Here is a 23,109-nt window from a genome sequence, read left to right as displayed (position 1 = left end):
GCGCGATGTTCGACAGGGTCCTCATCGCCAACCGCGGCGAGATCGCGCTGCGGGTCATCCGCACGCTCGATCGGCTCGGCATCGCCTCGGTCGCTGTGCACTCCGACGCCGATGCCGACGCGCCCCACGTGCGCGCGGCGACCGAGGCCATCCGCATCGGACCCGCCGATCCGCGGCGGTCGTACCTCGACATCGAGGCGGTCATCGCCGCCGCGCTCGCCGCGGGTGCGCAGGCCGTGCACCCCGGGTACGGCTTCCTGTCGGAGAACGCCGCGTTCGCGCGGGCCTGCGCGGAGGCCGGCATCGTGTTCATCGGCCCGCCGCCCGGGGCGATCGAGACGATGGGCGACAAGATCCGCGCGCGCGCCGCGGTCGAGACGCGCGGCGTGGCCACCGTGCCCGGCATCGCCGAGCCGGGGCTCGACGACGCCGCGCTCATCGCGGGGGCGGCGCGCGTCGGCTTCCCCGTGCTCGTCAAGCCGTCGGCGGGCGGGGGCGGCAAGGGGATGCACCGGGTCGACCGCCCCGAGGACCTGCCCGCGGCGCTCGCGCAGGCGCGGCGCGAGGCGGCCGGCGCGTTCGGCGACGACACCCTCTTCGTGGAGCGCTTCGTGGCCGACCCTCGGCACATCGAGGTGCAGGTGCTGGCCGACGCGCACGGCGCGATCATCCACCTGGGGGAGCGGGAGTGCTCCCTGCAGCGTCGTCACCAGAAGATCATCGAGGAGGCGCCGAGCCCGCTCCTCGACGCGGCGCAGCGCGAGGCGATCGGGCGCGCGGCGTGCGAGACGGCCCGGGCCGTCGGGTACACGGGCGCGGGGACGGTCGAGTTCATCGTGTCGGGTGCGCGCCCCGATGAGCCGTTCTTCATGGAGATGAACACGCGGCTGCAGGTCGAGCATCCCGTCACCGAGCTCGTGACCGGCGTCGACCTCGTCGAGCAGCAGCTGCGCGTCGCGGCGGGCGAGCGCCTCGCGATCGCGCAGGAGGACATGCGGATGGCCGGGCACGCGATCGAGGCGCGCGTCTACGCCGAGGATCCGTCGGCCGGGTTCCTGCCGACGGGCGGGCGGCTCATCGACGTCGCATGGCCGAGCAGCGCTCGCGTCGACGCGGGTGTCGAGGCCGGGACGGCCGTCGGCGCGCACTACGACCCCCTGCTCGCGAAGATCGCGGTCCACGCGGCGACGCGCACGGACGCCGTCGCGGGTCTGCGCGATGCGCTCGCGCAGACGCACCTGCCGGGGATCGTCACGAACCTCGGCTTGCTCCGTCGACTGCTCGAGGTGCCGGCGGTCGCGGACGGCGCCCTCGACACGGGCCTCGTCGACCGCGAGGTCGACCGCCTCGCGGCGGAGACGACGCCCGACGCGGCCTTCGCCGCGTGCGCGCTGCACGAGCTGCCGCCGACGACGGGGGCGTGGGCCGCCGACGGCTGGCGCATCGGCGGGGCGCGGGGCGCACGGCTGCGCTACGCGGACGGCGACGCCGTCGCGACCGTGTCGATCGACATCCGTGCGACGCCGTGGCGGATCTCGGTCGAACGGGATGGCGCCGCGCGCCCGGTCGCGGAGGCCGACGCCCGCGCCGTGCGGGTGCTCGAGGACCCGGGGGACCCCTCGGGCGCGCTGTGGGCGGTCGGGCCCGACGGCGACGCGCGCGTCGCCCCGTACGCCCCGCCGCGCCGGGTGCGCAGGGGAGCCGCGCCCGCCCTCGCCTCGCCCATGCCAGGGACCGTCGTGGCCGTCCACGTCGCCGACGGCGCGGAGGTCGGCGAGGGCGCGGCCGTCGCGAGCGTCGAGGCGATGAAGATGGAGCACGTCCTGCGCGCGCCGGTCGCCGGGATGGTGCGCCTCGACGTCGCGGTCGGCGAGACCGTGTCGCGCGGCCAGCAGGTCGCGCGGATCCTGCTCCCTGCGGGGGCGTCAGACGAGGAGGGGACGCCGTGAGCGCCGAGCGCCGCATCACCCAGCGCGGGCTGTGGTTCGACGAGTTCGAGACGGGAGTCGTCTACGAGCACCGGCCGGGCCGCACGATCACCGAGGCCGACGACGTGCTGTTCACCACCATGACGATGAACACGCAGGCCCTGCACCTCGACGCGCACTGGGCGGCGCAGACGGAGTTCGGCGAGCGACTCGTCAACTCGATGCTCACCCTCGCGACGATCGTCGGGATGTCGACGGGCCAGCTCACGAACGGGACGATCGTCGCGAACCTCGGGTTCACGAGCGTCGAGTTCCCCGCCCCCATGCGGCACGGGGACACCCTCTACGGCGAGACGCGCGTGCAGGAGACGCGGCCCTCGCGCTCCCGACCCGGCCAGGGGATCGTGACCCTCGAGCACATCGGCCGCAACCAGGACGGCGTCGTCGTGGCCCGCGCGGTCCGCACGGTGCTCATGCAGGGGAGGCCGCGATGAGCGTCGCGCTCGGTCCCGCTCTGCTCTTCTGCCCCGCCGACCGCGCCGACCGGTTCGCGAAGGCGGCCGAGCGCGCCGACGCGGTGGTCCTCGACCTCGAGGATGCCGTCGCGCCCGACGCGAAGGACGCCGCTCGTCGCGCGGTGGTGGAGTCCGCGCTCGACCCCGCCCGCACTCTCGTGCGGGTCAACGACGCCCGGAGCGGACAGCTCGCCGCCGACCTCGACGCCGTGCGCCGGTCGCCGTATCGCGCCGTGATGCTCGCGAAGACGGAGGCCGCCGCAGACGTCGACGCGCTCGGCGACCTCGAGGTCGTCGCGCTGTGCGAGACGGCGGCGGGCGTCGTGCGCGCCGCGGAGATCGCGGCGCACCCGCGCGTCACGGCGCTCATGTGGGGCGCGGAGGACCTCGTCGCGTCGATCGGCGGAACCTCCAGCCGCACGCAGGACGGCGCCTACCGCGCCGTCGCGATGCACGCGCGCTCGGCCATCCTGCTCGCCGCGGGAGCCTTCGGGAAGGCGGCCGTCGACGCGGTGCACCTGGACATCGGCGACCTGGACGGCTGCCGCGCCGAGGCCGAGGACGCGGCCGCGAGCGGGTTCGCCGCGAAGGCCGCCATCCATCCGTCGCACGTCGCGGCCATCCGGGCGGCGTTCGCGCCCTCGGATGCCGAGGCCGCCTGGGCGCGCCGCCTGATCGCGGAGTCCTCCGCGCACGGCGGCGTCTTCCGGTTCGAGGGCCGCATGGTCGACGAGCCGGTTCTCCGACACGCGCGCGCCATCCTCGCGCGCACCGCACGCGGGGCCACGAGCCCCGCCCCCTGAAGGGAGACGACGATGTCGCTCATCACGCCCACCCGCACCCCCGTCGACGGCACCGAGATGCTCGAGCCGGATCTGCAGGAGCTCGCGCGCACCGTGCGCGCGTTCGCCGACGACGTGGTCGCGCCCGCCGCGTACACCTACGACACCGAGCGCCGCCTCCCGCTCGAGATCATCGCCGAGATGGGGCGGATGGGGCTGTTCGGCCTGCCGCTGCCCGAGGAGTACGGCGGGCAGGGCAAGTCGTACCTGCACCTGTGCGTCGCGGTCGAGCAGCTCGCGCGCGTGGACCAGTCCATCGCGGTCACGCTCGAGGCGGGTCTCGGGCTCGGCGCGATGCCGATCTACCGCTTCGGCACCGAGGAGCAGCGCCGCGCGCACCTGCCCGCCCTCGCACGCGGCGAGGCGCTCGCCGCCTTCGGCCTCACCGAGGCCGAGGCGGGCTCCGACGCGGGGGCGACGAAGACGACCGCCACGCTCTCGGACGGCTGGTGGACGATCAACGGATCCAAGCAGTTCATCACCAACTCGGGTACGCCCATCACGAGCGTCGTGACGGTGACCGCCGTGACCGGCGAGCGCGTCGGGCGCGACGGACGGCGAGGGCCCGAGCTGTCGACGATCATCGTGCCGGTCCCGACGCCCGGGTTCACCGCGCTGCCCGCATACGACAAGGTCGGGTGGCACACGTCCGACACGCATCCGCTCGTGTTCGACGGTGTCCGCGTGCCCGAGGAGAACCTCCTGGGGGAGCGCGGCCGCGGCTTCTCGAACTTCCTCAGCGTGCTCGACGAGGGCAGGGTCGCGTTCGCGGCGCTCTGCGTGGGCGCGGCGCAGGGGTGCCTCGAGCAGGCCGTGCTGCACGCCAAGCGCCGCGTCGTCTTCGGGCGCCCGATCGGCGACAACCAGCACATCGCGTTCACGATCGCGCGGATGCAGGCCCGTGTCGCGGCGGCCCGCGCGGTCATGCACGACGCGGCTCGCCGCATCGACGCGGGGGCGCCGTTCACGACCCAGGCCTCGCTCGCGAAGCTCATCGGATCGGAGGCGGCGGTCGCCAATGCGTCGGACGCGACCCAGATCTGGGGCGGGTACGGGTTCATGAACGAGAACCCGGTCGCGCGGCACTACCGCGACGCGCGCATCCTCACGCTCGGGGAGGGCTCGACCGAGGTCCAGCTGGGGATCATCGCCCGCAGCCTCGGCTTCGACCGCGCCTTCGGCTGACCAGCCCACGCATGTCCCACGTGTTCCGGGTTCCGGGGGCGGATGGCCGGAACACGTGGGACATGCCCGGGGGAGATCAGCCGATCAGGAGGAGCTGGTGGCCCGCACCGACGGTGGCGCCGGGCGTCGCGTCGATCGAGCCGATCGTGCCGTCCTTGTGGGCGTGCAGCGGCTGCTCCATCTTCATCGCCTCGAGCACGACGACGAGGTCGCCCTTGACGACCTGCTGGCCCTCCTCGACGGCCACCTTGACGACCGTCGCCTGCATGGGCGACTTGAGGGCATCGCCCGAGGCGCCCGCGGTCGCGGTGCCGCCGCCGTGCTTGCGGCGGGACGAGGGGACGGCCGCGGGGCGGCCGGTCGCGCCGGGAGCCGTCACGACGCGGTCGGGCAGGCTGACTTCGAGCCGCTTGCCGTTCACCTCGACGACGACCGTGTGCCGGCTCTCGGCCGCGCGCGGCGTCTCGAGCTCGCCGTCCCACGCGGGGATGTCGTTCTCGAACTCGGTCTCGATCCAGCGCGTGTACACGCCGAAGACGCCGTCCTCCGCCGTGAAGGCGGGGTCGCGCACGACCTTGCGGTGGAACGGGAGCACCGTGGGCAGGCCAGCGACCTCGAACTCGTCGAGGGCGCGGCGCGAGCGCTCGAGCGCCTCCTCGCGCGTCCGGCCGGTGACGATGATCTTCGCCAGGAGCGAGTCGAACGCGCCCGAGACCTCGTCGCCCGCGGTGACGCCCGAGTCGAGGCGGATGCCCGGGCCGCCGAAGGTCTTGAACACGTGGATCGGGCCGGGCTGGGGCAGGAAGCCGCGACCGGGGTCCTCACCGTTGATGCGGAACTCGATCGAGTGGCCCTGCGGAGCCGGGTCGTCGTAGTCGATGGTGCCGCCGGCCGCGATGCGGAACTGCTCGCGGACGAGGTCGATGCCGGTGACCTCCTCGGAGACCGGATGCTCGACCTGCAGGCGGGTGTTCACCTCGAGGAACGAGATGGTGCCGTCGGCGCCCACGAGGAACTCGCACGTGCCGGCGCCCGTGTAGCCGACCTCGCGCAGGATGGCCTTGGATGCGGCGTAGAGGATGGCGTTCTGCTCGTCCGTGAGGAACGGAGCGGGGGCCTCCTCGACGAGCTTCTGGTGACGGCGCTGCAGCGAGCAGTCGCGCGTCGACACGACGACGACGTTGCCCTCGGCGTCGGCGAGGCACTGCGTCTCGACGTGGCGGGGCTTGTCGAGGTACTTCTCGACGAAGCACTCGCCGCGGCCGAAGGCCGCGATCGCCTCGCGCGTGGCCGACTCGAACATCTCCGGCACCTCGTCGAGGGTGCGCGCGACCTTGAGTCCGCGGCCGCCGCCGCCGTAGGCCGCCTTGATCGCGATCGGGAGGCCGGCCTTCTCGGCGAACGCGACGACCTCCTCGGCCGTGTCGACGGGGCCGGGCGTGCCGGGCGCGAGCGGCGCGCCGACCTTCTCGGCCACGTGGCGCGCGGTGACCTTGTCGCCGAGCGCCTCGATCGCCTCGGGCGACGGCCCGATCCAGATGAGGCCGGCGGCCTGCACGGCGCGCGCGAACGCGGCGTTCTCCGCGAGGAAGCCGTAGCCCGGGTGCACGGCGTCCGCACCGGAGCGACGGGCGACCGAGAGGATCTTCTCGATCTGCAGGTAGGTCTCGGCGCTCGTGGCGCCCTCGAGGGCATAGGCCTCGTCGGCGAGGCGCGCGTGCAGCGCATCGCGGTCCTGGTCGGCGTAGACGGCGACCGAGGCGATCCCCGAGTCGCGGGCTGCGCGGATGATGCGGACGGCGATCTCGCCGCGGTTCGCGATGAGCACCTTGGCGATATCAGGCATGCGTTCCAGACTAGTCACGGTCGGACGCCGCCTTTTGAGTGACCCTCACAAAGTGCGCGCCGAAAGGTGTGCCGTTCCCTACGACGGCAGGCGGTTCCAGAGCGACGTCCACTCGACGCCGAGCTCTCGGACGAGACGGCGGACGGTCGAGAGCGACATGCCGACGACGGTCGACGGGTCGCCCTCCACACGCTCGATGAACGCACCGCCCAGGCTGTCGACCGTGAACGCGCCGGCCACGAGGAGAGGCTCGCCGGTCGCGACGTACGCGGCGATCTCGTCGTCGCTCACGTCCGCGGCGAACGACACCGAGGCCCGCGCGGTCGCGTGCGCCTCGACCGGCTCGGTCTCCGCGCGGACGCGGATGACCGCGTGGCCCGAGTGCAGGACGCCGGTGCGGCCGCGCATGCCCTGCCAGCGCGCCGTCGCCGCCTCGGGCGTATAGGGCTTGCCGTAGATCTCCCCGTCGAGCTCGAACATGGAGTCCCCGCCGATCACGACGCCGTCGAAGCCGGGGTGGACCTGCAGGACGCGCGCGGCGACATCCGCCGCCTTGCGGCGTGCGAGGACGAGGACGTGCTCGTCGGGCGGCAGCACCCGGCCCTCGCGCTCCTCGAGCTCGGCGATCGCCGCCTCCTCGTCGACGGCGGGGGCGATCGCGAGCGGCTCGATGCCGGCCTGGTTCAGGAGCATGAGGCGCGCGGGAGACGTCGAGGCGAGGCAGACCTGCATGGCTCCACGCTAGGCGATCCGCCAGGGGCGAGGTGCGACGATGGGAGCATGCAGACGGGAGACGTCGTCGACCTCGAGGTCACGGACATCGCGCACGGAGGCGTCTTCGTGGCGCGGCACGAGGGCAGGGTCGTCTTCGTGCCCGACGCCGTCCCCGGGGAGCGCGTCCGCGCGCGGGTCGCGGAGGTCAAGAAGAGCTTCGCGCGAGCCGAGGCGCTCGAGGTGCTCGACGCGTCGGAGCATCGCCAGCCGCACATCTGGGCCGAGGCCGACATCGCCCGCGACCCCGCCGACCGGGTCGGCGGCGCCGACCTCGGTCACATCGCGCTCGCGCACCAGCGTGAGCTCAAGGCGCATGTCCTCCGCGACGCGTTCGCGCGCTTCGCGGACGAGAAGGTCGACGTGGTCGTCGCGCCCGCCGCGGACGGCGACGAGACCGAGTCGGCGGATGGCACGGGCTGGCGCACGCGCGTCGGGCTCCATGTCGACGCGGATGGCCGGATCGGCCCGTTCGCCTCGCGCAGCCATCGCGTCATCGAGGTGGCGCACCACCCGCTCGCCGTCGCGGAGATCGAGAGCGCCGCCCTCGCGCTCCAGCGCGAGAAGCCCGGCCGGGTCGACCTCGTCCGGCCGGCCGACGGGCGCGTCCGGGTCATCCGCCGCCCGGATCGCCGGCGCACGCGGGGCGCGCAGCCGGCCCCCGCCCCCGAGGTCGTGGTCGAGCGCGTCGGCGACCGCGGCTTCCAGGTCGATGCGGGCGGATTCTGGCAGGTGCACCGCCTCGCGGCGCGGACGCTGCACGCGGCGGTCGCCCGTGCCCTCGACGACATCGCGCCGCACGGCCTCGACGCCGACGCATGGCACCTCGACCTCTACGGCGGGGTGGGGCTCTTCGCCGATGCGCTCGCGTCCGCCGCGGACGGCGACGCCCGTCTCACGTCCGTCGAGTCCGCGCCCCGCGCGACCGCGCACGCGCGCGAGAACCTCGAGCGCCATCCGCGTGCCGAGGCTGTGACCGCACGCGTCGAGCGCTGGCTCGGCGCGCTCGCCGCGGACGCGGAGCCCGCAGACCGCGACGCGCTGCGGCGGGGCGTGACCCTGCTCGACCCTCCGCGTGCGGGGGCGGGCCGCGAGGTCGTCGACGCGGTCGCCGCGCTCGAGCCGTCCGCCGTCGTCTACGTCGCCTGCGACCCGGTCGCGCTCGCGCGCGACGTGGGGCTGTTCCGCGCCCACGGCTACGCGCCCGAGCGCCTGGAGGCGTTCGATCTCTTCCCGAACTCGCACCACGTGGAGGCGCTCGCGGTCCTGCGCCGCGCGTGAGCCAGCGTCGCCTGGCGATAGGCTTCTCGCCATGACACGCGTGGCCCTGATCGACGATCACGAGTCGGTTCGTCTCGGGCTCGAGGCGGCGCTGCAGCGCGACGGCCAGGAGGTCGTCTACAGCGGCGTCTCGGTCTCGGCGTATCTCGCGTGGCGGGCCGAGACGAAGGCGCCGCCCGTCGACGTCGTGCTGCTGGACCTCACCCTCGGCGACGGCGCGACCGTCACCGAGAACGTCCTGCGGCTCGCGGGCGAGTCCTCCGTGATCATCCACTCCGTCGCCGATCGTCCTGCGGCGGTCCGCGAGGCGCTCGCGGCCGGCGCGGCCGGCGTCGTGAGCAAGTCGTCGCCCCTCGAGGACGTGCTGAGCGCCGTCCACACGACCGCGGGCGGCGAGCCCCTCAACAACGTCGAGTGGGCCAGCGCCGTCGAGGGCGACCGCGAGTTCGCCGACGCGCAGCTCGCCACGCGCGAGCGCGAGGTGCTCCGGCTGTACGCGGCTGGGCTCCCGCTCAAGGCCGTCGCCGACCGCCTCGGCATCGCGTACTCGACGGCCAAGGAGAACATCACGCGCATCCGCGTGAAGTACACCGAGGTCGGGCGCCCCGCCCCGACGAAGGTGGATCTGCTGCGGCGGGCGATCGAGGACGGCATCGTCGAAGCGCCCGCGGAGGGGTGATGTCCGCGGGCGGCACGCGCGGGATCCCCTCGGGACAGGAGGCGATCGCCGAGGCCTGGACGCACGTGCTGCCGCGCCGCACGGCGACCGCCGTCGAGATCGAGCGCGGCTTCACCTCCGCACGCATCGAGCGGGTCCTGCAGATCGCCGTGGCCCTCGCGTCGGCCCTCCTCGGCGTCCAGTCGTTCCTGACCGCCATGGGGTCCGACCTCGACCCGCTCCCGCGCACGCTGCTCACGGCCACCGTGTTCGCGTCGCTCGCGGCGATGATCGCCGCGTGTCTCGCGGGCCGGTGGGCGCGCCCCGCGGCCACGGTGTTCGCCTTCCTCTTCCCGCTCTCGCTGCTGCTGTTCTGGGCGCTCCCCGAGCCGCGGTACGAGCCAGCGGGAGGCCCCTGGGTCTTCTTCCTCCTCAATGTCGCGCCGGCGGCGGCCGCCCTCGTCTTCCCCGTGGCCTGGCAGCTCGTGTGGGTCGTCGTCGTCCCGCTGCTGTTCGCGATCGTCCGGCTCTCGCGCGGCGAGTTCTCGGCCGAGCACTGGCTGACGTCGGTCTACGACGTCTCCCTCTCGTTCATCGTCGGGGGAACCGCGGTCGCGCTCATCTGGATGTTCCGCAGTCTCGCCGCGGGCGTCGACGCCGCGCGCGCCGCCGCGATCGACCAGTACTCCCGCGCCGCCTCGGCCGAGGCCGCTGAGCAGGAGCGCGTCGAGGTCGCGGCCCTCATGCACGACAGCGTGCTCGCCGCCCTCATCGCCGCGGGCCGCGCGCAGTCGGATCGCGAGCGCCAGCTCGCCGTGTCGATGGCGCGCGAGGCGCTCACGCGCCTCGCGAACGCCGAGTCCGACGAGCCAGAGGGTAGCGACGCCCCCGTGACCTCCGCCTGGATCGCCTCGGAGCTCCAGGCGCAGGCGCGAGGGCTCGGCGTCGTGCTCGCCGTGGCGGGCGACGAGCTGCCCATGCCGGGCATCCCCGGCCGCGTCGCGCGCGCGCTCGTCCTCGCGGCCACGCAGGCCGTCGCGAACTCCATCCAGCACGCGGATGGCCGCGGCCTCGCCGTGCGCCTCACCGCGCGGCACGGGCGCATCCGGATCGTCGTGTCGGATGCGGGCCGCGGCATCGATCTCGCGTCGATCCCCGCCGACCGCCTCGGCATCCGGGCGTCGATCTTCGCGCGCGTGGCGGCGGTCGGCGGCGGAGCGGCCATCGAATCCGACGAGCGCGGCACGGTCGTGACGATCACCTGGCCGGCAGGCGACGACGACAGCCTCTACCGGCGCGAGGCGGAGGAAACCCCGTGAAGGTCCGCAAGGTCCTCACGATCCTCGCCGCGGCGTTCTCGGGGTACCTCGCCGCGCGCGGCGTCTTCCCGACGCAGCCGGTCGACCGGCCGGGATTCCTCATCGCGGGCGTCGTGCTCTACCTCGGTGCGACCATCCTCGTGCTGGCCGTGCGCTCGGTCGACTCCGCGCGCCGCGACGTCGCGCGCCTGCCCGTCTGGGCGACCGCGTGCGCTCTCGCCGTGTCGGCCGCGATGCCGTGGGTCGTGACGGCCTGCGCGGACGAGAGCGCGCGGATGGCGCCGCACGTCACCTGGTACGTCGGGGGAGCGGGCGCTCTCATGACGATCGTCATGGTGCGCCGCCGCCCGATCTCGGCGTGGACGGGGATCGCGCTCCTCGGCGTGAGCAGCTCCATCCTCATGGGCATCGGGAACGCGCTCGCCTTCGGCCTCGTCGGGTCGTTCCTCTGGGTCGGGGTCGGCCAGCTCATGCAGATCTCGACCGACCGCGCCTACTCCGACACCGTGAAGCTCGCGAGCCTGCAGCAGGCGTCGGCGGCATGGCAGTCCGCGCAGCTCGTGCGCCGCCGCGAGCGGCGCGAGCGCGTGCAGTACGCCCTGCAGGTCGCGGCGCCCGTGCTCACCCAGGTGATCGCGTCGGGAGGCGCCCTCACCGACGAGCAGCGCGCTGCCGCCTGGCTCGCGGAGGGCGCGCTGCGCGACGAGCTGCGCGGGGCCCGGCTCCTCGACGACGACGTCCGGCGCGTCATCGCGACGCTCCGCGAGGGCGGCGCCGCCGTCACGGTCCTCGACGAGGGCGGACTCGACGACCTCGGCGACGACGCGCTGTCGGCCATCCGCGCCGAGCTCGCGCAGACGCTCGCCTCCGCGGATGCCGGCCGCATCATCATCCGCACCGCGCCGCATCCGGACATCGCCGTGACGATCGTGGGGCGTGCGGCCGCGGGCGGTCACTCCGACGAGGACGCGGTCGCGCTGTGGCACGAGATCCGTCGGCCCGCGGCCTCCTGAGACGGGAAAAAGGAAAGGGCCGGGGGTGATCCTTCACCCCCGGCCGTGCGGACGGTTACCCGAAAACCGTCCGCGGTGTGCCGACTCGCCATCTGCTTACCCTGGAGCGGATGGGGCGGCCAACGCACAAGCGTTTCCATATCCAGTATGGAAAACCCGCAAGCCCGTGTCTGTAGGTATTTCGGGGGACAAGAACCGGCCCCCCGAGCGGTCTCAGCCGCCGAAGCGGCCCCAGCCGCCGCGTGCGAGCGGACGGCGGAGACGACGCGACCTCGTCCACGCGTCGAACGACGGCGTGTCGTCGACGACGGCCGATGCCGCCTCCTGCGTGTAGGCCTCGGACACGACCGCGACGATGGCCGCGAGCTCCTCGTCGGTCGGGTTCCCGCGCACGACGTCGACGCGGGGGATGTCGTTCTGCTCGGACATGCGCCGTCTCCCGCTAGAGCGGGATGTTCCCGTGCTTCTTGGGCGGCAGCTCCGCGCGCTTGCCGCGGAGCGAGCGCAGAGCCTTCGCGATCGCCACGCGCGTCGCGGCCGGCTCGATGATGCCGTCGAGCTCGCCGCGCTCGGCCGCGAGGAACGGGCTCGCGACGTTGTACGTGTACTCGTTCGCGAGGCGCGTGCGGACGGCGGCGACATCCTCGCCCGCCTCCTCGGCCTTCTTGAGCTCGCCGCGGTAGAGGATGTTCACCGCGCCCTGGCCGCCCATGACCGCGATCTCGGCGGTCGGCCAGGCGAGGTTGATGTCGGCGCCGAGCTGCTTCGAGCCCATGACGATGTAGGCGCCGCCGTAGGCCTTGCGCAGGATGACCGTGACGAGCGGGACGGTGGCCTCGGCGTAGGCGTAGAGCAGCTTCGCGCCGCGGCGGATGACGCCGGTCCACTCCTGATCCGTGCCGGGCAGGTAGCCGGGCACGTCGACGAGGGTGACGATCGGGATGGAGAACGCGTCGCAGAAGCGCACGAAGCGCGACGCCTTCTCGCCCGCGTCGATGTTGAGCGTGCCCGCCATCTGCGAGGGCTGGTTCGCGATGATGCCGACCGTGCGACCCTCGACGCGGCCGAAGCCGATGACGATGTTCGGCGCGAACAGCGGCTGCACCTCGAGGAACTCGCTGTCGTCGACCGTGCGCGAGATGACCTCGTGGATGTCGTACGGCTGGTTCGGCGAGTCGGGGATGAGGGTGTTCAGCTGCCGGTCGGCGTCGGTGGTCTCGAACTCGAACGCCGACTCGTACGCCGGCGCATCCGCCATGTTGTTGTCCGGCAGGAAGCCGAGGAGGGTGCGCGCGTAGTCGAGCGCGTCGTCCTCGTCCTCGGCGAGGTAGTGGGCCACGCCCGAGCGCGTGTTGTGCGTGTAGGCGCCGCCGAGGTCCTCCATGCCGACGTCCTCGCCGGTCACGGTCTTGATGACGTCGGGGCCCGTGACGAACATCTGGCTCGTCTTGTCGACCATGATGACGAAGTCCGTGAGCGCGGGGGAGTACACCGCACCGCCCGCTGCGGGGCCCATGATGATCGAGATCTGCGGGATGACGCCCGACGCGGCGGTGTTCAGGCGGAAGATCTCCCCGTACTTGCCGAGGGCGACGACGCCCTCCTGGATGCGCGCGCCACCCGAGTCGAGGATGCCGACGATGGGCATCCCGCCGCGCAGCGCGAACTCCATGATCTTGATGATCTTCTCGCCCGCGACCTCGCCGAGGGAGCCGCCGAAGGTCGAGAAGTCCTGCGCGTAGACGGCGACCGTGCGGCCGTGGATCGTGCCGACGCCGGTCACGACCGAGTCGCCGTACGGCCGCGACCTCTCCATCCCGAACGCGGTCGTGCGGTGGCGCACGTACTCGTCGAACTCGACGAACGAGCCGTGGTCGACGAGCAGCTCGATGCGCTCGCGCGCCGTCAGCTTGTTCTTGGCGTGCTGCTTCTCCTGCGCCTTCGCCTCGGCCTGGACGACGGCCTCGTCGTAGCGGGCGCGCAGGTCGGCGATCTTGCCCTGGGTCGTGGACATGTCGGGTTCGGTCACGCGTTCCACCCTAGTCGCGGCCGCCGCGCGCGACTTGGAGGGCACACACAACGCCCGTCGTGAAGCTGTGTGGCGCGGCGACACCGCCCTCGGAGACCCGCGCGGATCAGTCGAAGAAGGCGGCAGCCGCGCGCGCCTCGTACGCGGCGTCGTCGAGCTCATCGGCGGCGACGTTGACGTGCCCGACCTTGCGACCGGGGCGCGGCTCCTTGCCGTAGGTGTGGATCTTGGCGAGCGGATGCGCCGCCATGGCCGCGGCGAAGCGGTCGGTGAGCTGCTCGCCCTGCGGGCCGCCGAGGATGTTCACCATGACGACCGCGCCCGCGGCGACGTCGGGAGCGCCGAGCGGGAGGTCGAGGACGGCGCGCAGGTGCTGCTCGAACTGACCCGTCACGGCGCCGTCCTGCGTCCAGTGCCCGCTGTTGTGCGGGCGCATCGCGAGCTCGTTGACGAGGATGCGGTCGTCGACGGTCTCGAAGAGCTCGACCGCGAGCATGCCCGTGACGCGCAGCCCCTCGGCGATCGTCTTGCCGAGGCGCGCGGCGACCTCCATGAGCTTCTCGCTCGCGTCGGGGGCGGGCGCGAGCACCTCGGCGCACACGCCGCCGCGCTGCACGGTCTCGACGACGGGGTAGGCGACCATCCCGCCGCTTGGGCGACGCGCCACCTGCTGCGCGAGCTCGCGGCGGAAGTCGACGAGCTCCTCCACGAGCAGCGCCTCGCCGTCGAAGTCGGCGAACCAGTCGGCGACGTCCTCCGGGCGCGAGACGACCTTCACGCCCTTGCCGTCGTAGCCGCCCCGCGGCGTCTTCACGACCGCGCGCCCGCCGTGGTCGTCGAGGAAGGCCTGCAGCTCGGACGGCTCGGCGACGGCGGCCCAGTCGGGCTGCGGCGCGCCGAGCTCGGCCAGGCGGCGGCGCATCACGAGCTTGTCCTGCGCGAAGCGCAGCGCGTCGGGGCCCGGGTGCACCGCGACGCCCGCGTCGACGAGCGCGTGCAGGACGTCCTGCGGCACGTGCTCGTGGTCGAAGGTGATGACGTCCACGTCCTTCGCGAACGCGAGCACGGTCTGGGCATCCCGGTAGTCGCCCACGGCGGCCTGGGCGAGTGCGGCCGACATGCCCTCCTGCTCGGCGAGCACGCTCAGCTCGATGCCCATCTCGACCGCGGGAGCGATCATCATCCTCGCGAGCTGGCCGCCGCCGATCACACCCACACGCATCGTCATGCGTCCATTTTGACGCATCGGCGGACCCGCGAACGATCAGCCGCGGGGCGCGGGCAGCTGGTGCCCGAACGAGAAGCCCTGCGATTCGCGGTGCGCCTGGATCTGGCTCATCTCGACCTGGTCGGCGAGCACCTCGTGCACGAGGCCGGCGTCGGGCACGTCCCGCAGCACGAGCGGCGCCGTGACGCCGTCGGACAGCACGAGCGTGCCCGCTCCCCACATCCGCTGCAGCACCCCGCGGCGGAGTCGGATCGAGTAGCCGCGCGTGTGCGAGAGCTCGCTGTGGTCGCGGGCGAGGAGGCCGCGCTTCGCGATCACGCGACGGGTCGTGATCGTGTACGTGCGGGTGAGCCATGCGAGCAGCGGCAGGACGGCGCCGAGCAGGACGACGGCGCCCGCCGCTGCCAGCAGCATCCAGTCCTCGAAGGGAGCCGGCAGGTTTCCGAGCAGGTAGCCCGTCGCGCCCGCCGTCGCGATGACGAGCAGCGCCGACCAGGTGAGCCGCCGGGCGTGGCCGTGCAGGCGCGCCACGAGCAGCTCGGGCGCGGGGGCGACCGGCGGCGTGGCGGGCCGACCCGCGAGTCCAGGCGTGCTCATGCCCCCATTGTCCGCGACGCGGGCAGGACTCCGCCGCGCCGCGCCGGGCCGCTCAGCGGACGTGCACGACGTCGCCGGCCGAGACCGCCACGCGGTCGCCGTCCGCGACGACAAGGCGCCCGTCGGGAGCGAGCTCGGTCGCGCGCCCCCGCAGCGTCGTCCCATCGGGGAGGGACACGGCGACGTCGCGGCCGAGCGTCGTGCACACGGCGGTCGCCGCGGCGTGCGCTCCGGACGCGACGGCGTCGCCACTCGCCCGGGCGAGACCGCGGAGCAGGTCGTCGAGTGCCGTGAGGTAGTCCGCGACGAGGGCGTCCTCGTCGCACTCCAGGCCCAGCGCGGGAAACGACGTCGCCGTCGGCACGGGGAGGTCGATCGGCTGCAGGCGCGTGTTGACCCCCGTGCCGACGATCACGGCGTCGGGGTCGGCGGTACCCTCGGCCAGCACGCCGCAGATCTTCCGGAGCTCGTCGCCCTCGTGTGCGACGAGCACATCGTTCGGCCATTTCAGGCAGACCCGGATGCCCGGGGTCTGGGCCGCGACCGCACGCTGCATCGCGACTCCCGCGACGAGGGGGATCCAGCCGCGCCCGGCGAGGGGGAGATCGGGCACCCGCACGACGACCGACAGGGCGAGGGCGGCGCCCGGAGGGGCGACCCAGCGTCGGTCGAGACGCCCGCGCCCCGCCTGCTGGTCGTGCGTGAGGAGCACCCCGAGGTGCGGCCATTCCTCGCCCTGCGCGATCGCGCGCGCGAGATCGGCGTTCGTCGACCCCGTCTGCGCGACCTCGACCATCCGCCCTGCCACCGTGCGCGTCCGCTCCCAGCTCACCCGTCGACCCTAGCCGGATGGCCCTGGCCGGCGTCGCAGCGGGGGGGGTTCCGCCCCGGCGACAGCAGGAGGATCCACCGAGGGCAGGACGGCACGGCCGAATCCGTCCTGCTCTCGGCGGATTCTCCTGCGGCGGGCCGTGGGGATGGCGACGCGGGGCAGGCCCGACGGGGGCCGCCCGGCGCCGACACCCTGTGCACAGCCGCGTGCGCTGCCGCGGGTCCGTCCACACCGCGGAGGAGTGGCGCTCGCCGGACGCTCCGCGCGGGCCAGGCTCTCCGCATGTCCCTGCGCGCACTCCTCTCCGCCCACGGCGGGTACCGCCACCGCCGCGATCTCCTCGAGTCGGGGTGGTCGCCCGATCGCCTGCGCCGTGCCGCCCGCGCCGAGGGCATCGCGCTGCTGCGCCGCTCCTGGCTCGTCCTTCCCGAGGCGCCGGCAGAGGTCCACGCCGCGGCGCGCCTCGGCGGGCGCATCACCTGCCGAAGCGCGCTCGAGCAGCACGGGCTCTGGTGCCCGCCTGGTTCGGCCGATGCGATCCACATCGCGCTCGCACCGCATGCGCGCGCCGGCGAACCCGGCGTGCGCGCGCACTGGGCGTCGCCCGTCGTCGCCGTCGCACCCCGGACCCTGCTCGATCCGATCGAGAACGTCCTTGCGTGCATCGCGGTGTGCGCGGACGGCGAAGCCGCGTTCGCCGTGTGGGAGTCGGCACTCGCGCGGACCCGGATCTCCGCCGACGCCATGGCGCGGACGAAGTGGGGCAGCGTCGCGGCCCGTGCGCTCGCCGGGGAGGCGGGAGTCCGATCCGACTCGGGCGTGGAGTCGCGGTTCGCGTACCGCTGCCGCCGCGCGGGCATCCCCTTCCGGCAGCAGGTGTGGCTCGCCGGTCGCCCCGTGGACGCCCTCATCGGCCGTCGGCTCGTCGTGCAGCTCGACGGCTTCGCCTTCCACAGCGACGCGCGTCAGCGGCGCGCCGACATCGCGCACGACCGGGCGCTCCGCCTCCTGGGCTTCACCGTCTTCCGCTTCGACTACTTCGAGGTGATGCACGACTGGGACCATGTCGAGTCCTCGCTGCGCTCGGCGATGGCGCAGGGGCTGCACCTCTGACCGCTGCGAGGGAAGGAGATCCGCGTGAGCGCAGGACGATGCCCCCGCAGTGGTCCTGCTCTCGGCGGATTCTCCTGCGCTCGCGCGGACGCCGAGGGGATGGCGGATAGCGCGGGCCCGGGGAGCGAGGCGATGTCGCTCCCGGCGATTTCCAGGGTCTCGCCCTAGCCTTGTCGGGTGCTGAACTCGTCCGAAACGCCCCTCGTCGGCGTCGTCATGGGCTCCGACTCCGACTGGCGCGTCATGGTCGACGCCTCGACCGCTCTCACCGAGCTCGGCATCCCGCACGAGGTCGAGGTGGTCTCGGCGCACCGCACGGTGGACAAGCTCATCCGCTACGGCCGCGAGGCGCGCGGCCGCGGACTCCGGGCGATCATCGCGGGAGCCGGCGGCGCGGCCCACCTGCCCGGCATGCTCGCGTCGGTCACGGCGCTTCCCGTCATCGGCGTCCCCGTGCAGCTGAAGACGCTCGACGGACTCGACTCTCTCCTGTCGATCGTCCAGATGCCGGCGGGGATCCCCGTCGCCACCGTCTCGATCAACGGCGCCAAGAACGCCGGCCTCCTCGCCGCGCGCATCCTCGGCACCGCCGATGCCGCGATCGCCGACCGCATCGAGGAGTACGCCCGCGACCTCGAGCGCCAGGTCGAGGAGAAGAACGCACGTCTGAAGGGCTCTCTGTGACGGTTGCCGCCATGGCACGCACCCGGACGCCGCTGCGATCGAGCGCTCTCGTCGAGACGCGCCCGATGCGGCACCCCGACGCGGCCGACGCGGCGCTCATGACGCGCCGCGGATGGTGGCTCGTCCTGCTCGGCTGGGTCATCCCCGGGTCCGCGCAGGTGCTCGCCGGCAGCCGCCGACTGGGCCGCTTCGGCCTGGGGGCGACCCTCCTGTCCTGGGTGCTCGTCGCGGTCGGCGCGCTCGCGCTCCTGCTCTGGCGCGACGGCGCCATGACCATCCTCCTCAACCCGCTCGTGCTGCTCGCTCTCGCGGCGATCGTCGTCGCGTACGGCGTGCTCTGGATCGTCCTGTCGATCGACACCCTGCGGCTCGTCCGGCTCGTCCGGACGCAGAGCCCCGCGCGCTTCGGCATCGCGGCGCTCGCGATCCTGCTCATGGTCGTCACGGGCGGCACGGTGGCCTACGCCGCGCCGCGCCTCGTCGCGGCCTCCAACGCGCTCGGCTCGATCTTCGCCGCGAGCGCGCCGGTCGTGCCGCCGAGCGAGGGCTACTACAACATCCTCCTGCTCGGCGCGGACTCGGGCGACGGCCGCGACTCCATGCGGTTCGACAGCATCTCGGTCGTCTCCATCAACGCATCGACCGGCGCCGTGACGATCACCGGCATCCCGCGCGAGCTGGGCGCCGCGCCGTTCAGCGACGGCAGCCCCATGCAGGCGCTCTACCCGAACGGGTTCGAGGGGCACGCCGATCCGTCGTGCGGCTGGGACGACTGGATGAACCACATCCGCCAGGCCGCCGAGATCTGCCGCGAGGACCAGGGCGCCTCGCTCTACCCCGACGCCGAGCGCCACGGCTCGTCGCCGGGCGTGGAGGCCACGAAGGACGCGGCCGAGGGCGTGACCGGCCTCGAGATCCCGTACTACGCGTTCATCGACATGAACGGCTTCGCGGCGCTCGTCGACGCGCTCGGGGGCGTCGACATCGAGGTGTCGCAGCGCCTGCCGAAGGGCGGGGGGCCCGCGTACGAGGGTCAGCCGGCCGAGGACTGGGCGATCGGATGGATCGAGCCGGGCGCGCAGCACATGGACGGCGACACCGCGCAGTGGTACGCGCGCTCCCGCTATACGACGAGCGACTGGGACCGCATGCAGCGGCAGCGGCAGCTGCAGGAGGCGATCCTCGCGCAGTTCACGCCGGAGAACGTGCTCACGCGCTTCCAGGACGTCGCACGCGCCGGCACCGCGATCGTCGAGACCGACATCCCCCAGTCGCTCCTGCCGACCTTCCTCGACCTCGCGGTCGAGGCGAAGAGCCAGGCGGTGACCTCCGTTGAGCTGACGCCCGAGGGGCCGATCGCGGTCGACCAGGAGTCGCCCGACTTCGCAGCCATCCACGCCTACCTCGAGAGCGTCCTGCACCCCGAGGAGTCGTCGGGATGACGGTGCGGCTGCGAGTCGTCCTCGACCAGCTCGCGGCACCCACCGACCCCGATCTCTCCGCGGCCGCGCGCGACCTCGCGCGCATGCTCATCGAGTCGGCGCCCTCGGGATGCGTCGTCGACGCGATCGCGCCGGCCGGAGAGCCGCTGCGCCTGGACGGCATCTCGAGCGAGAAGCGCCTCGCTCTCGCGCGCCGGGAGCTCGTCGCGGCCTGGCGGATGGGCGTGGCCGCAGGCGCCGAGGGCGGCCTCATCCACGCGCCCACGCTCCTCGCGCCCCTCGTCCGCCATGACCGGGCGAAGGACCACGCGCAGACCGTCGTCACGCTGTGGGATCTGCGCGCATGGGAGGCGCCGGGCGAGCTGCCCCGTGCGGCGGCCGCGCTCGAGCAGGCGCTCCTGAAGCGCGCGCAGAAGCACGCCGATGCGATCGTCGTGCCGACGCATGCGATCGCCGAGCGTCTCGCCGAGCATGCCGCGTTCGGTCCGCGCGTCCGGGTCGTCGCCGGTGCGCCGCCCGAGGGCTTCTCGATCCCCAGCGACGTCGACGCGCGTCGCCGCGACCTCGCGCTGCCCGCCCGCTACATCGCGGCGTCCGGAGGAGCCGCGGCGTCCGACGGCCTCGCCCGCGCGCTCGCGGCCGCCCGCGCCGTCGACGCCGATGTCGTCGTCATCGACGTGCCGGAGGGGCAGGACGGCGCGGTCCGGGAGATCGCGGACGCCGTCGGTGCCGATCCGCAGCGCGTCCGGCCGCACGGCTCGCTCGATCGGGGAGACCGCGCCGCGGTTCTCGCGCACGCCGCGGCGTTCGCGGCCGGGTCGACGCGGGCCGCGTGGCCCTGGCGCGTCGTCGAGGCGATGGCTCTCGGCACCCCCGTCGTGGCCGCCGACTGCGACGGCCACCGCGAGGTCGTCCTCGACGGAGGCGCGGTCGTCGACGGCGCCGAGATGGGCGACGCGCTCGCGGCGGCGATCGACGACGAGCGGATGGCGCTGCGCGCGCGGGATCGGTCGCGCGCGTTCTCCTGGCACAGCGCGGCGGAGAAGGTCTGGCAGCTGCATGCCGAGCTCTGACGCCGCGCGCTCGGGGCTGGCCTCCAGGTTGCCCGCGGGTGCGGCGATAGGATCGCGTGTGGCTTTTTCCCGATTGACGAGGCAGGGCGCGCACCAGTGACGACGATCGATCTGTCGGAATACGACGTCCCCGGCCGAGGTCGCGGACTCGCGGATGTGTTCCGCTGGCGGTATCTGCTCCGCCTCCTCGTGCGCAAGGGCACGGCGACGCGCTACCGCAACTCGGTGCTCGGCTGGACGTGGTCGTACGTCAAGCCCGGCATCCAGTTCCTCATGTACTTCCTCGTCGTCGGCTTCATCTTCGACGGCAACCGGGGCATCACGAACTTCCCGATCTACCTCTTCGCCGGTCTCGTCGCCGTGAACTTCTTCAACGAGGCGTTCGGCAACGCGACGACGGCCATCGTGGACAACCGCGCCCTCGTGAAGAAGATCTACCTGCCGCGCGAGCTCTTCCCGATCTCCGCGATCATCGTGGCGTTCATCCACTTCCTGCCGCAGCTGGCCATCCTCCTCGTCGTCAGCCTCATCTACGGCTGGCTGCCCACGTTCGCGGGCCTCGGTGCGATGCTCCTCGGGATGGTGCTCATCGCCGCGCTCGCGCTCGGCCTCGGCCTTTTCTTCGCGGGCATCAACGTGCGCTACCGCGACGCGCAGAACTTCGTCGAGATCATCCGCATGGTCTCGACGTGGGCATCGCCTGTGCTCTACGCGTGGACGCTCGTCGAGGAGAAGGCCACGGGCTGGATCCTCCACCTCTACATGTCGAACCCCGTGACCATCGCGGTCGAGCTGTTCCACTGGACGTTCTGGGAGCCCACCGTCCCGACGAACGCGGACGAACAGCCGCACGGGTTCCCCGAGCACTTCCTCGTGTACCTCGGGATCGCCGTCGCGCTGTGCGCGGTCATCCTCGTCATCGGCCAGCTGACGTTCCGCCGCTTCGAGCGCACCTTCGCCCAGGATCTGTGATGTCGAACACCCTCACCGTCACGTCGGCCACGAAGCCGGCGATCGTCATCGACCACGTGTCGAAGCTCTTCCTCAAGCGCAACACGCACTCCTTCAAGGAGGCGTTCATCGGCTGGATCCAGCGCAAGAAGGTCCGCAGCGACGTCTTCACGGCGCTCGACGACGTGAGCTTCCAGATCGGCGAGGGCGAGTCGGTCGCCGTCCTCGGCTTCAACGGATCCGGGAAGTCGACGACGCTCAAGCTCGTGTCGGGCGTGCTCGAACCCGACAAGGGACGCGTCTTCACGCGCGGCCGGGTCGCGGGCCTCATCGAGGTCGGCGCCGGCTTCCACCCCGAGCTCTCGGGGCGCGAGAACGTCTACCTCAACGCGGCCATCCTCGGCATGAAGCAGGACGAGATCGAGGCGCGCTTCGACGACATCGTCGCGTTCAGCGAGATCGGCGACTTCATCGACACCGAGGTGAAGCACTACTCCTCGGGCATGTTCATGCGGCTCGCCTTCGCGGTCGCGATCCACGTCGACCTCGACGTGCTCCTCGTGGACGAGGTGCTCTCGGTCGGCGACGCGCCGTTCCGCCAGAAGTGCTACGCGAAGATCGAGGAGCTCACGGCGAAGGGCGTCACGATGCTCGTCGTGAGCCACGACATGGGCACCGTGAAGCGCCTGTGCTCGCGCGGGATCTTCATCCACGAGCACAAGGTGCTCTTCGATGGCCCGATCGACGAGGCCGTCGAGCTCGTCCGCACGACGCCGCACTGATCGCGCGCGACGCCGTGCGGCCGGTCAGCGGGCGAGGCGGCGCCGCACCTTGTCGTAGCCGCGCTGGAGGACGTTGAGGCGGCCCACCTCGCGGCGCACCTCGTCGCGGATGCCGTTCTCGACCTCGACGAAGCGCCGGTCGATGAACTTCGTCAGGTAGAGCACGAGGCCGAGCCCGTGCTCGTCGACGTACGCGCGCAGCGCCTCATCGCGGATGAGCGCATCGTGCTTCTCATGATCCCCGCGCGACTCGATCACGCTGTTGCCCGCTGCGCCGTCGGCGCCGGTGCGCTGGTGCCAGTACGCGTACGGCTCGTCGGCGAGGTACTCGAGGGGACCGCGCGCGAGCACGCGCAGGTTGAAGTCCCAGTCGCCGACGACGGGGAGCCGGTCGTCGTACAGGCCCAGTTCCTCGTGGAGGCTGCGGCGGTACACGAAGCCGATCGGCACGTACCGGTTGAACAGGAGCGTGTCGGCGAGGGTCGGCACCGCGAGCTGCGGCTGGAACACCTCGCGGCGGACGGCGACGAGGCGGTCGCCCTGCTGCTCCTCCCACACGATCTCGATGCGGGACACCACGCCGCCGCGCTCGGGGTGGGCGTCGAGGTAGGCGGATGCCCGCTCGAGGAACTCGGGATGCCATGTGTCGTCGTCGTCGTGCAGGACGAGGAGCGGCGCAGAGGTCGCGAGGACCCCCGCGTTCGCGCTCACCCAGCGCCCGCGCGACGTCTCCGAGTGCACCGCGCGCACACGCGCGCGGTGCTCGTCGGGGAGCGCCGCGATGAGCGCGTCGACGACCGCGGGCTCGCCGCCGTCGTTGACGATCACGGCCTCCCACGCCGTCAGCGTCTGGCCCGTGATGCTCCGCAGCGCCCTGCGCAGGAAGTCGGGGCGGTCCTTGGTGCGGACGACGATGGCGACGCGGGGGGTCATGTCAGCGGCCCATGCCGTGGTAGGTCCAGCCGGCGTCGCGCCAGGTGGTGGGGGTGAGGATGTTGCGGCCGTCGATGACGACGGGGC

At 73.0% G+C, this 23,109-nt stretch carries 22 protein-coding genes; 14 read left to right on the top strand and 8 right to left on the bottom strand.

Going from position 1 to position 23,109, the window contains the following annotated elements:
• The first annotated feature begins 5 nt into the window (after nt 1-5).
• The 4 genes from PKE79_RS11555 to PKE79_RS11540 are packed head-to-tail and all read left to right on the top strand — an operon-like array spanning nt 6 to nt 4,470.
• Nucleotides 6-1,949, top strand: a complete 1,944-nt coding sequence (locus PKE79_RS11555) for an ATP-binding protein (RefSeq protein ID WP_271173843.1) — start codon at nt 6-8, stop codon at nt 1,947-1,949.
• Complete coding sequence (locus tag PKE79_RS11550; protein WP_271173842.1) at nt 1,946-2,422, top strand: MaoC family dehydratase; 477 nt, start codon at nt 1,946-1,948, stop codon at nt 2,420-2,422. Before PKE79_RS11555 ends, PKE79_RS11550 begins: the two co-directional genes overlap by 4 nt.
• The gene (locus tag PKE79_RS11545; RefSeq protein ID WP_271173841.1) at nt 2,419-3,246 is read left to right on the top strand and encodes an HpcH/HpaI aldolase/citrate lyase family protein; all 828 of its coding nucleotides are present in this window, start codon (nt 2,419-2,421) and stop codon (nt 3,244-3,246) included. Before PKE79_RS11550 ends, PKE79_RS11545 begins: the two co-directional genes overlap by 4 nt.
• Nucleotides 3,247-3,303: 57 nt before the next feature.
• On the top strand, nt 3,304-4,470 hold the full coding sequence (locus PKE79_RS11540) for an acyl-CoA dehydrogenase family protein (protein ID WP_271173957.1): 1,167 nt from the start codon (nt 3,304-3,306) through the stop codon (nt 4,468-4,470).
• A gap of 76 nt (nt 4,471-4,546) precedes the next feature.
• Here the strand turns inward: PKE79_RS11540 and PKE79_RS11535 are convergent, their stop codons facing one another.
• Nucleotides 4,547-6,316 (bottom strand): acetyl/propionyl/methylcrotonyl-CoA carboxylase subunit alpha, encoded by a 1,770-nt coding sequence (locus tag PKE79_RS11535; protein WP_271173840.1) that lies wholly within the window; start codon nt 6,314-6,316, stop codon nt 4,547-4,549.
• A gap of 78 nt (nt 6,317-6,394) precedes the next feature.
• Entirely contained in the window at nt 6,395-7,048 is a 654-nt protein-coding gene (locus tag PKE79_RS11530; RefSeq protein ID WP_271173839.1) for a Maf family protein, read from the bottom strand.
• A 48-nt stretch (nt 7,049-7,096) separates the two neighbouring features.
• Here PKE79_RS11530 and PKE79_RS11525 point away from each other — a divergent pair, with 48 nt between their 5' ends.
• The 4 genes from PKE79_RS11525 to PKE79_RS11510 are packed head-to-tail and all read left to right on the top strand — an operon-like array spanning nt 7,097 to nt 11,358.
• Complete coding sequence (locus tag PKE79_RS11525; protein WP_271173838.1) at nt 7,097-8,368, top strand: class I SAM-dependent RNA methyltransferase; 1,272 nt, start codon at nt 7,097-7,099, stop codon at nt 8,366-8,368.
• 31 nt (nt 8,369-8,399) lie between these two features.
• Nucleotides 8,400-9,047 carry a response regulator transcription factor gene (locus PKE79_RS11520; protein WP_271173837.1) on the top strand — a complete coding sequence of 216 codons (648 nt, stop codon included), beginning with the start codon at nt 8,400-8,402 and terminating at the stop codon, nt 9,045-9,047.
• Nucleotides 9,047-10,345 (top strand): sensor histidine kinase, encoded by a 1,299-nt coding sequence (locus PKE79_RS11515; RefSeq protein ID WP_271173836.1) that lies wholly within the window; start codon nt 9,047-9,049, stop codon nt 10,343-10,345. The genes PKE79_RS11520 and PKE79_RS11515 overlap by 1 nt, the downstream gene beginning before the upstream one ends.
• Nucleotides 10,342-11,358, top strand: a complete 1,017-nt coding sequence (locus PKE79_RS11510; RefSeq protein WP_271173835.1) for a hypothetical protein — start codon at nt 10,342-10,344, stop codon at nt 11,356-11,358. The genes PKE79_RS11515 and PKE79_RS11510 overlap by 4 nt, the downstream gene beginning before the upstream one ends.
• Nucleotides 11,359-11,571: 213 nt before the next feature.
• On the opposite strand, the gene PKE79_RS11505 is transcribed toward PKE79_RS11510, so the two are convergent.
• The 5 genes from PKE79_RS11505 to PKE79_RS11485 form a co-directional block, all read right to left on the bottom strand.
• Nucleotides 11,572-11,787: an acyl-CoA carboxylase subunit epsilon gene (locus tag PKE79_RS11505; protein ID WP_271173834.1), complete on the bottom strand. Its 216-nt coding sequence runs from the start codon at nt 11,785-11,787 to the stop codon at nt 11,572-11,574.
• A 13-nt stretch (nt 11,788-11,800) separates the two neighbouring features.
• Nucleotides 11,801-13,372, bottom strand: a complete 1,572-nt coding sequence (locus PKE79_RS11500) for an acyl-CoA carboxylase subunit beta (protein WP_271173956.1) — start codon at nt 13,370-13,372, stop codon at nt 11,801-11,803.
• 121 nt (nt 13,373-13,493) lie between these two features.
• A complete protein-coding gene (locus tag PKE79_RS11495; protein WP_271173833.1) occupies nt 13,494-14,615 on the bottom strand; it encodes a 5-(carboxyamino)imidazole ribonucleotide synthase in 1,122 nt (373 codons plus the stop codon).
• Between the two features lie 36 nt (nt 14,616-14,651).
• Complete coding sequence (locus PKE79_RS11490) at nt 14,652-15,212, bottom strand: PH domain-containing protein (RefSeq protein WP_271173832.1); 561 nt, start codon at nt 15,210-15,212, stop codon at nt 14,652-14,654.
• A 52-nt stretch (nt 15,213-15,264) separates the two neighbouring features.
• Nucleotides 15,265-16,044 (bottom strand): biotin--[acetyl-CoA-carboxylase] ligase, encoded by a 780-nt coding sequence (locus tag PKE79_RS11485; protein WP_271173831.1) that lies wholly within the window; start codon nt 16,042-16,044, stop codon nt 15,265-15,267.
• Nucleotides 16,045-16,326: 282 nt separating this feature from the next.
• Between PKE79_RS11485 and PKE79_RS11480 the strand changes: the two genes are divergently transcribed.
• The 6 genes from PKE79_RS11480 to PKE79_RS11455 all read left to right on the top strand — a co-directional run bounded on the left by PKE79_RS11480 (nt 16,327) and on the right by PKE79_RS11455 (nt 22,089).
• On the top strand, nt 16,327-17,157 hold the full coding sequence (locus tag PKE79_RS11480; protein WP_271173830.1) for an endonuclease domain-containing protein: 831 nt from the start codon (nt 16,327-16,329) through the stop codon (nt 17,155-17,157).
• A 216-nt stretch (nt 17,158-17,373) separates the two neighbouring features.
• The gene (gene purE / locus PKE79_RS11475) at nt 17,374-17,841 is read left to right on the top strand and encodes a 5-(carboxyamino)imidazole ribonucleotide mutase (protein ID WP_271173955.1); all 468 of its coding nucleotides are present in this window, start codon (nt 17,374-17,376) and stop codon (nt 17,839-17,841) included.
• Nucleotides 17,842-17,852: 11 nt separating this feature from the next.
• Nucleotides 17,853-19,283 (top strand): LCP family protein, encoded by a 1,431-nt coding sequence (locus tag PKE79_RS11470; RefSeq protein WP_271173829.1) that lies wholly within the window; start codon nt 17,853-17,855, stop codon nt 19,281-19,283.
• Nucleotides 19,280-20,356 carry a glycosyltransferase gene (locus tag PKE79_RS11465; RefSeq protein ID WP_271173828.1) on the top strand — a complete coding sequence of 359 codons (1,077 nt, stop codon included), beginning with the start codon at nt 19,280-19,282 and terminating at the stop codon, nt 20,354-20,356. The genes PKE79_RS11470 and PKE79_RS11465 overlap by 4 nt, the downstream gene beginning before the upstream one ends.
• Before the next feature lie 96 nt (nt 20,357-20,452).
• A complete protein-coding gene (locus PKE79_RS11460; RefSeq protein ID WP_271173827.1) occupies nt 20,453-21,328 on the top strand; it encodes an ABC transporter permease in 876 nt (291 codons plus the stop codon).
• Entirely contained in the window at nt 21,328-22,089 is a 762-nt protein-coding gene (locus PKE79_RS11455; RefSeq protein WP_271173826.1) for an ABC transporter ATP-binding protein, read from the top strand. The genes PKE79_RS11460 and PKE79_RS11455 overlap by 1 nt, the downstream gene beginning before the upstream one ends.
• A gap of 24 nt (nt 22,090-22,113) precedes the next feature.
• On the opposite strand, the gene PKE79_RS11450 is transcribed toward PKE79_RS11455, so the two are convergent.
• Complete coding sequence (locus PKE79_RS11450) at nt 22,114-23,022, bottom strand: glycosyltransferase family 2 protein (RefSeq protein WP_271173825.1); 909 nt, start codon at nt 23,020-23,022, stop codon at nt 22,114-22,116.
• Nucleotides 23,023-23,109 lie beyond the last annotated feature (87 nt).

It is taken from the genome of Microbacterium barkeri (genome assembly GCF_027921765.1).
Lineage (GTDB): Bacteria > Actinomycetota > Actinomycetes > Actinomycetales > Microbacteriaceae > Microbacterium > Microbacterium barkeri.
The sequence above is the reverse complement of the archived record's forward strand: the minus strand, read 5'-3'. Positions and strand labels throughout refer to the sequence as shown.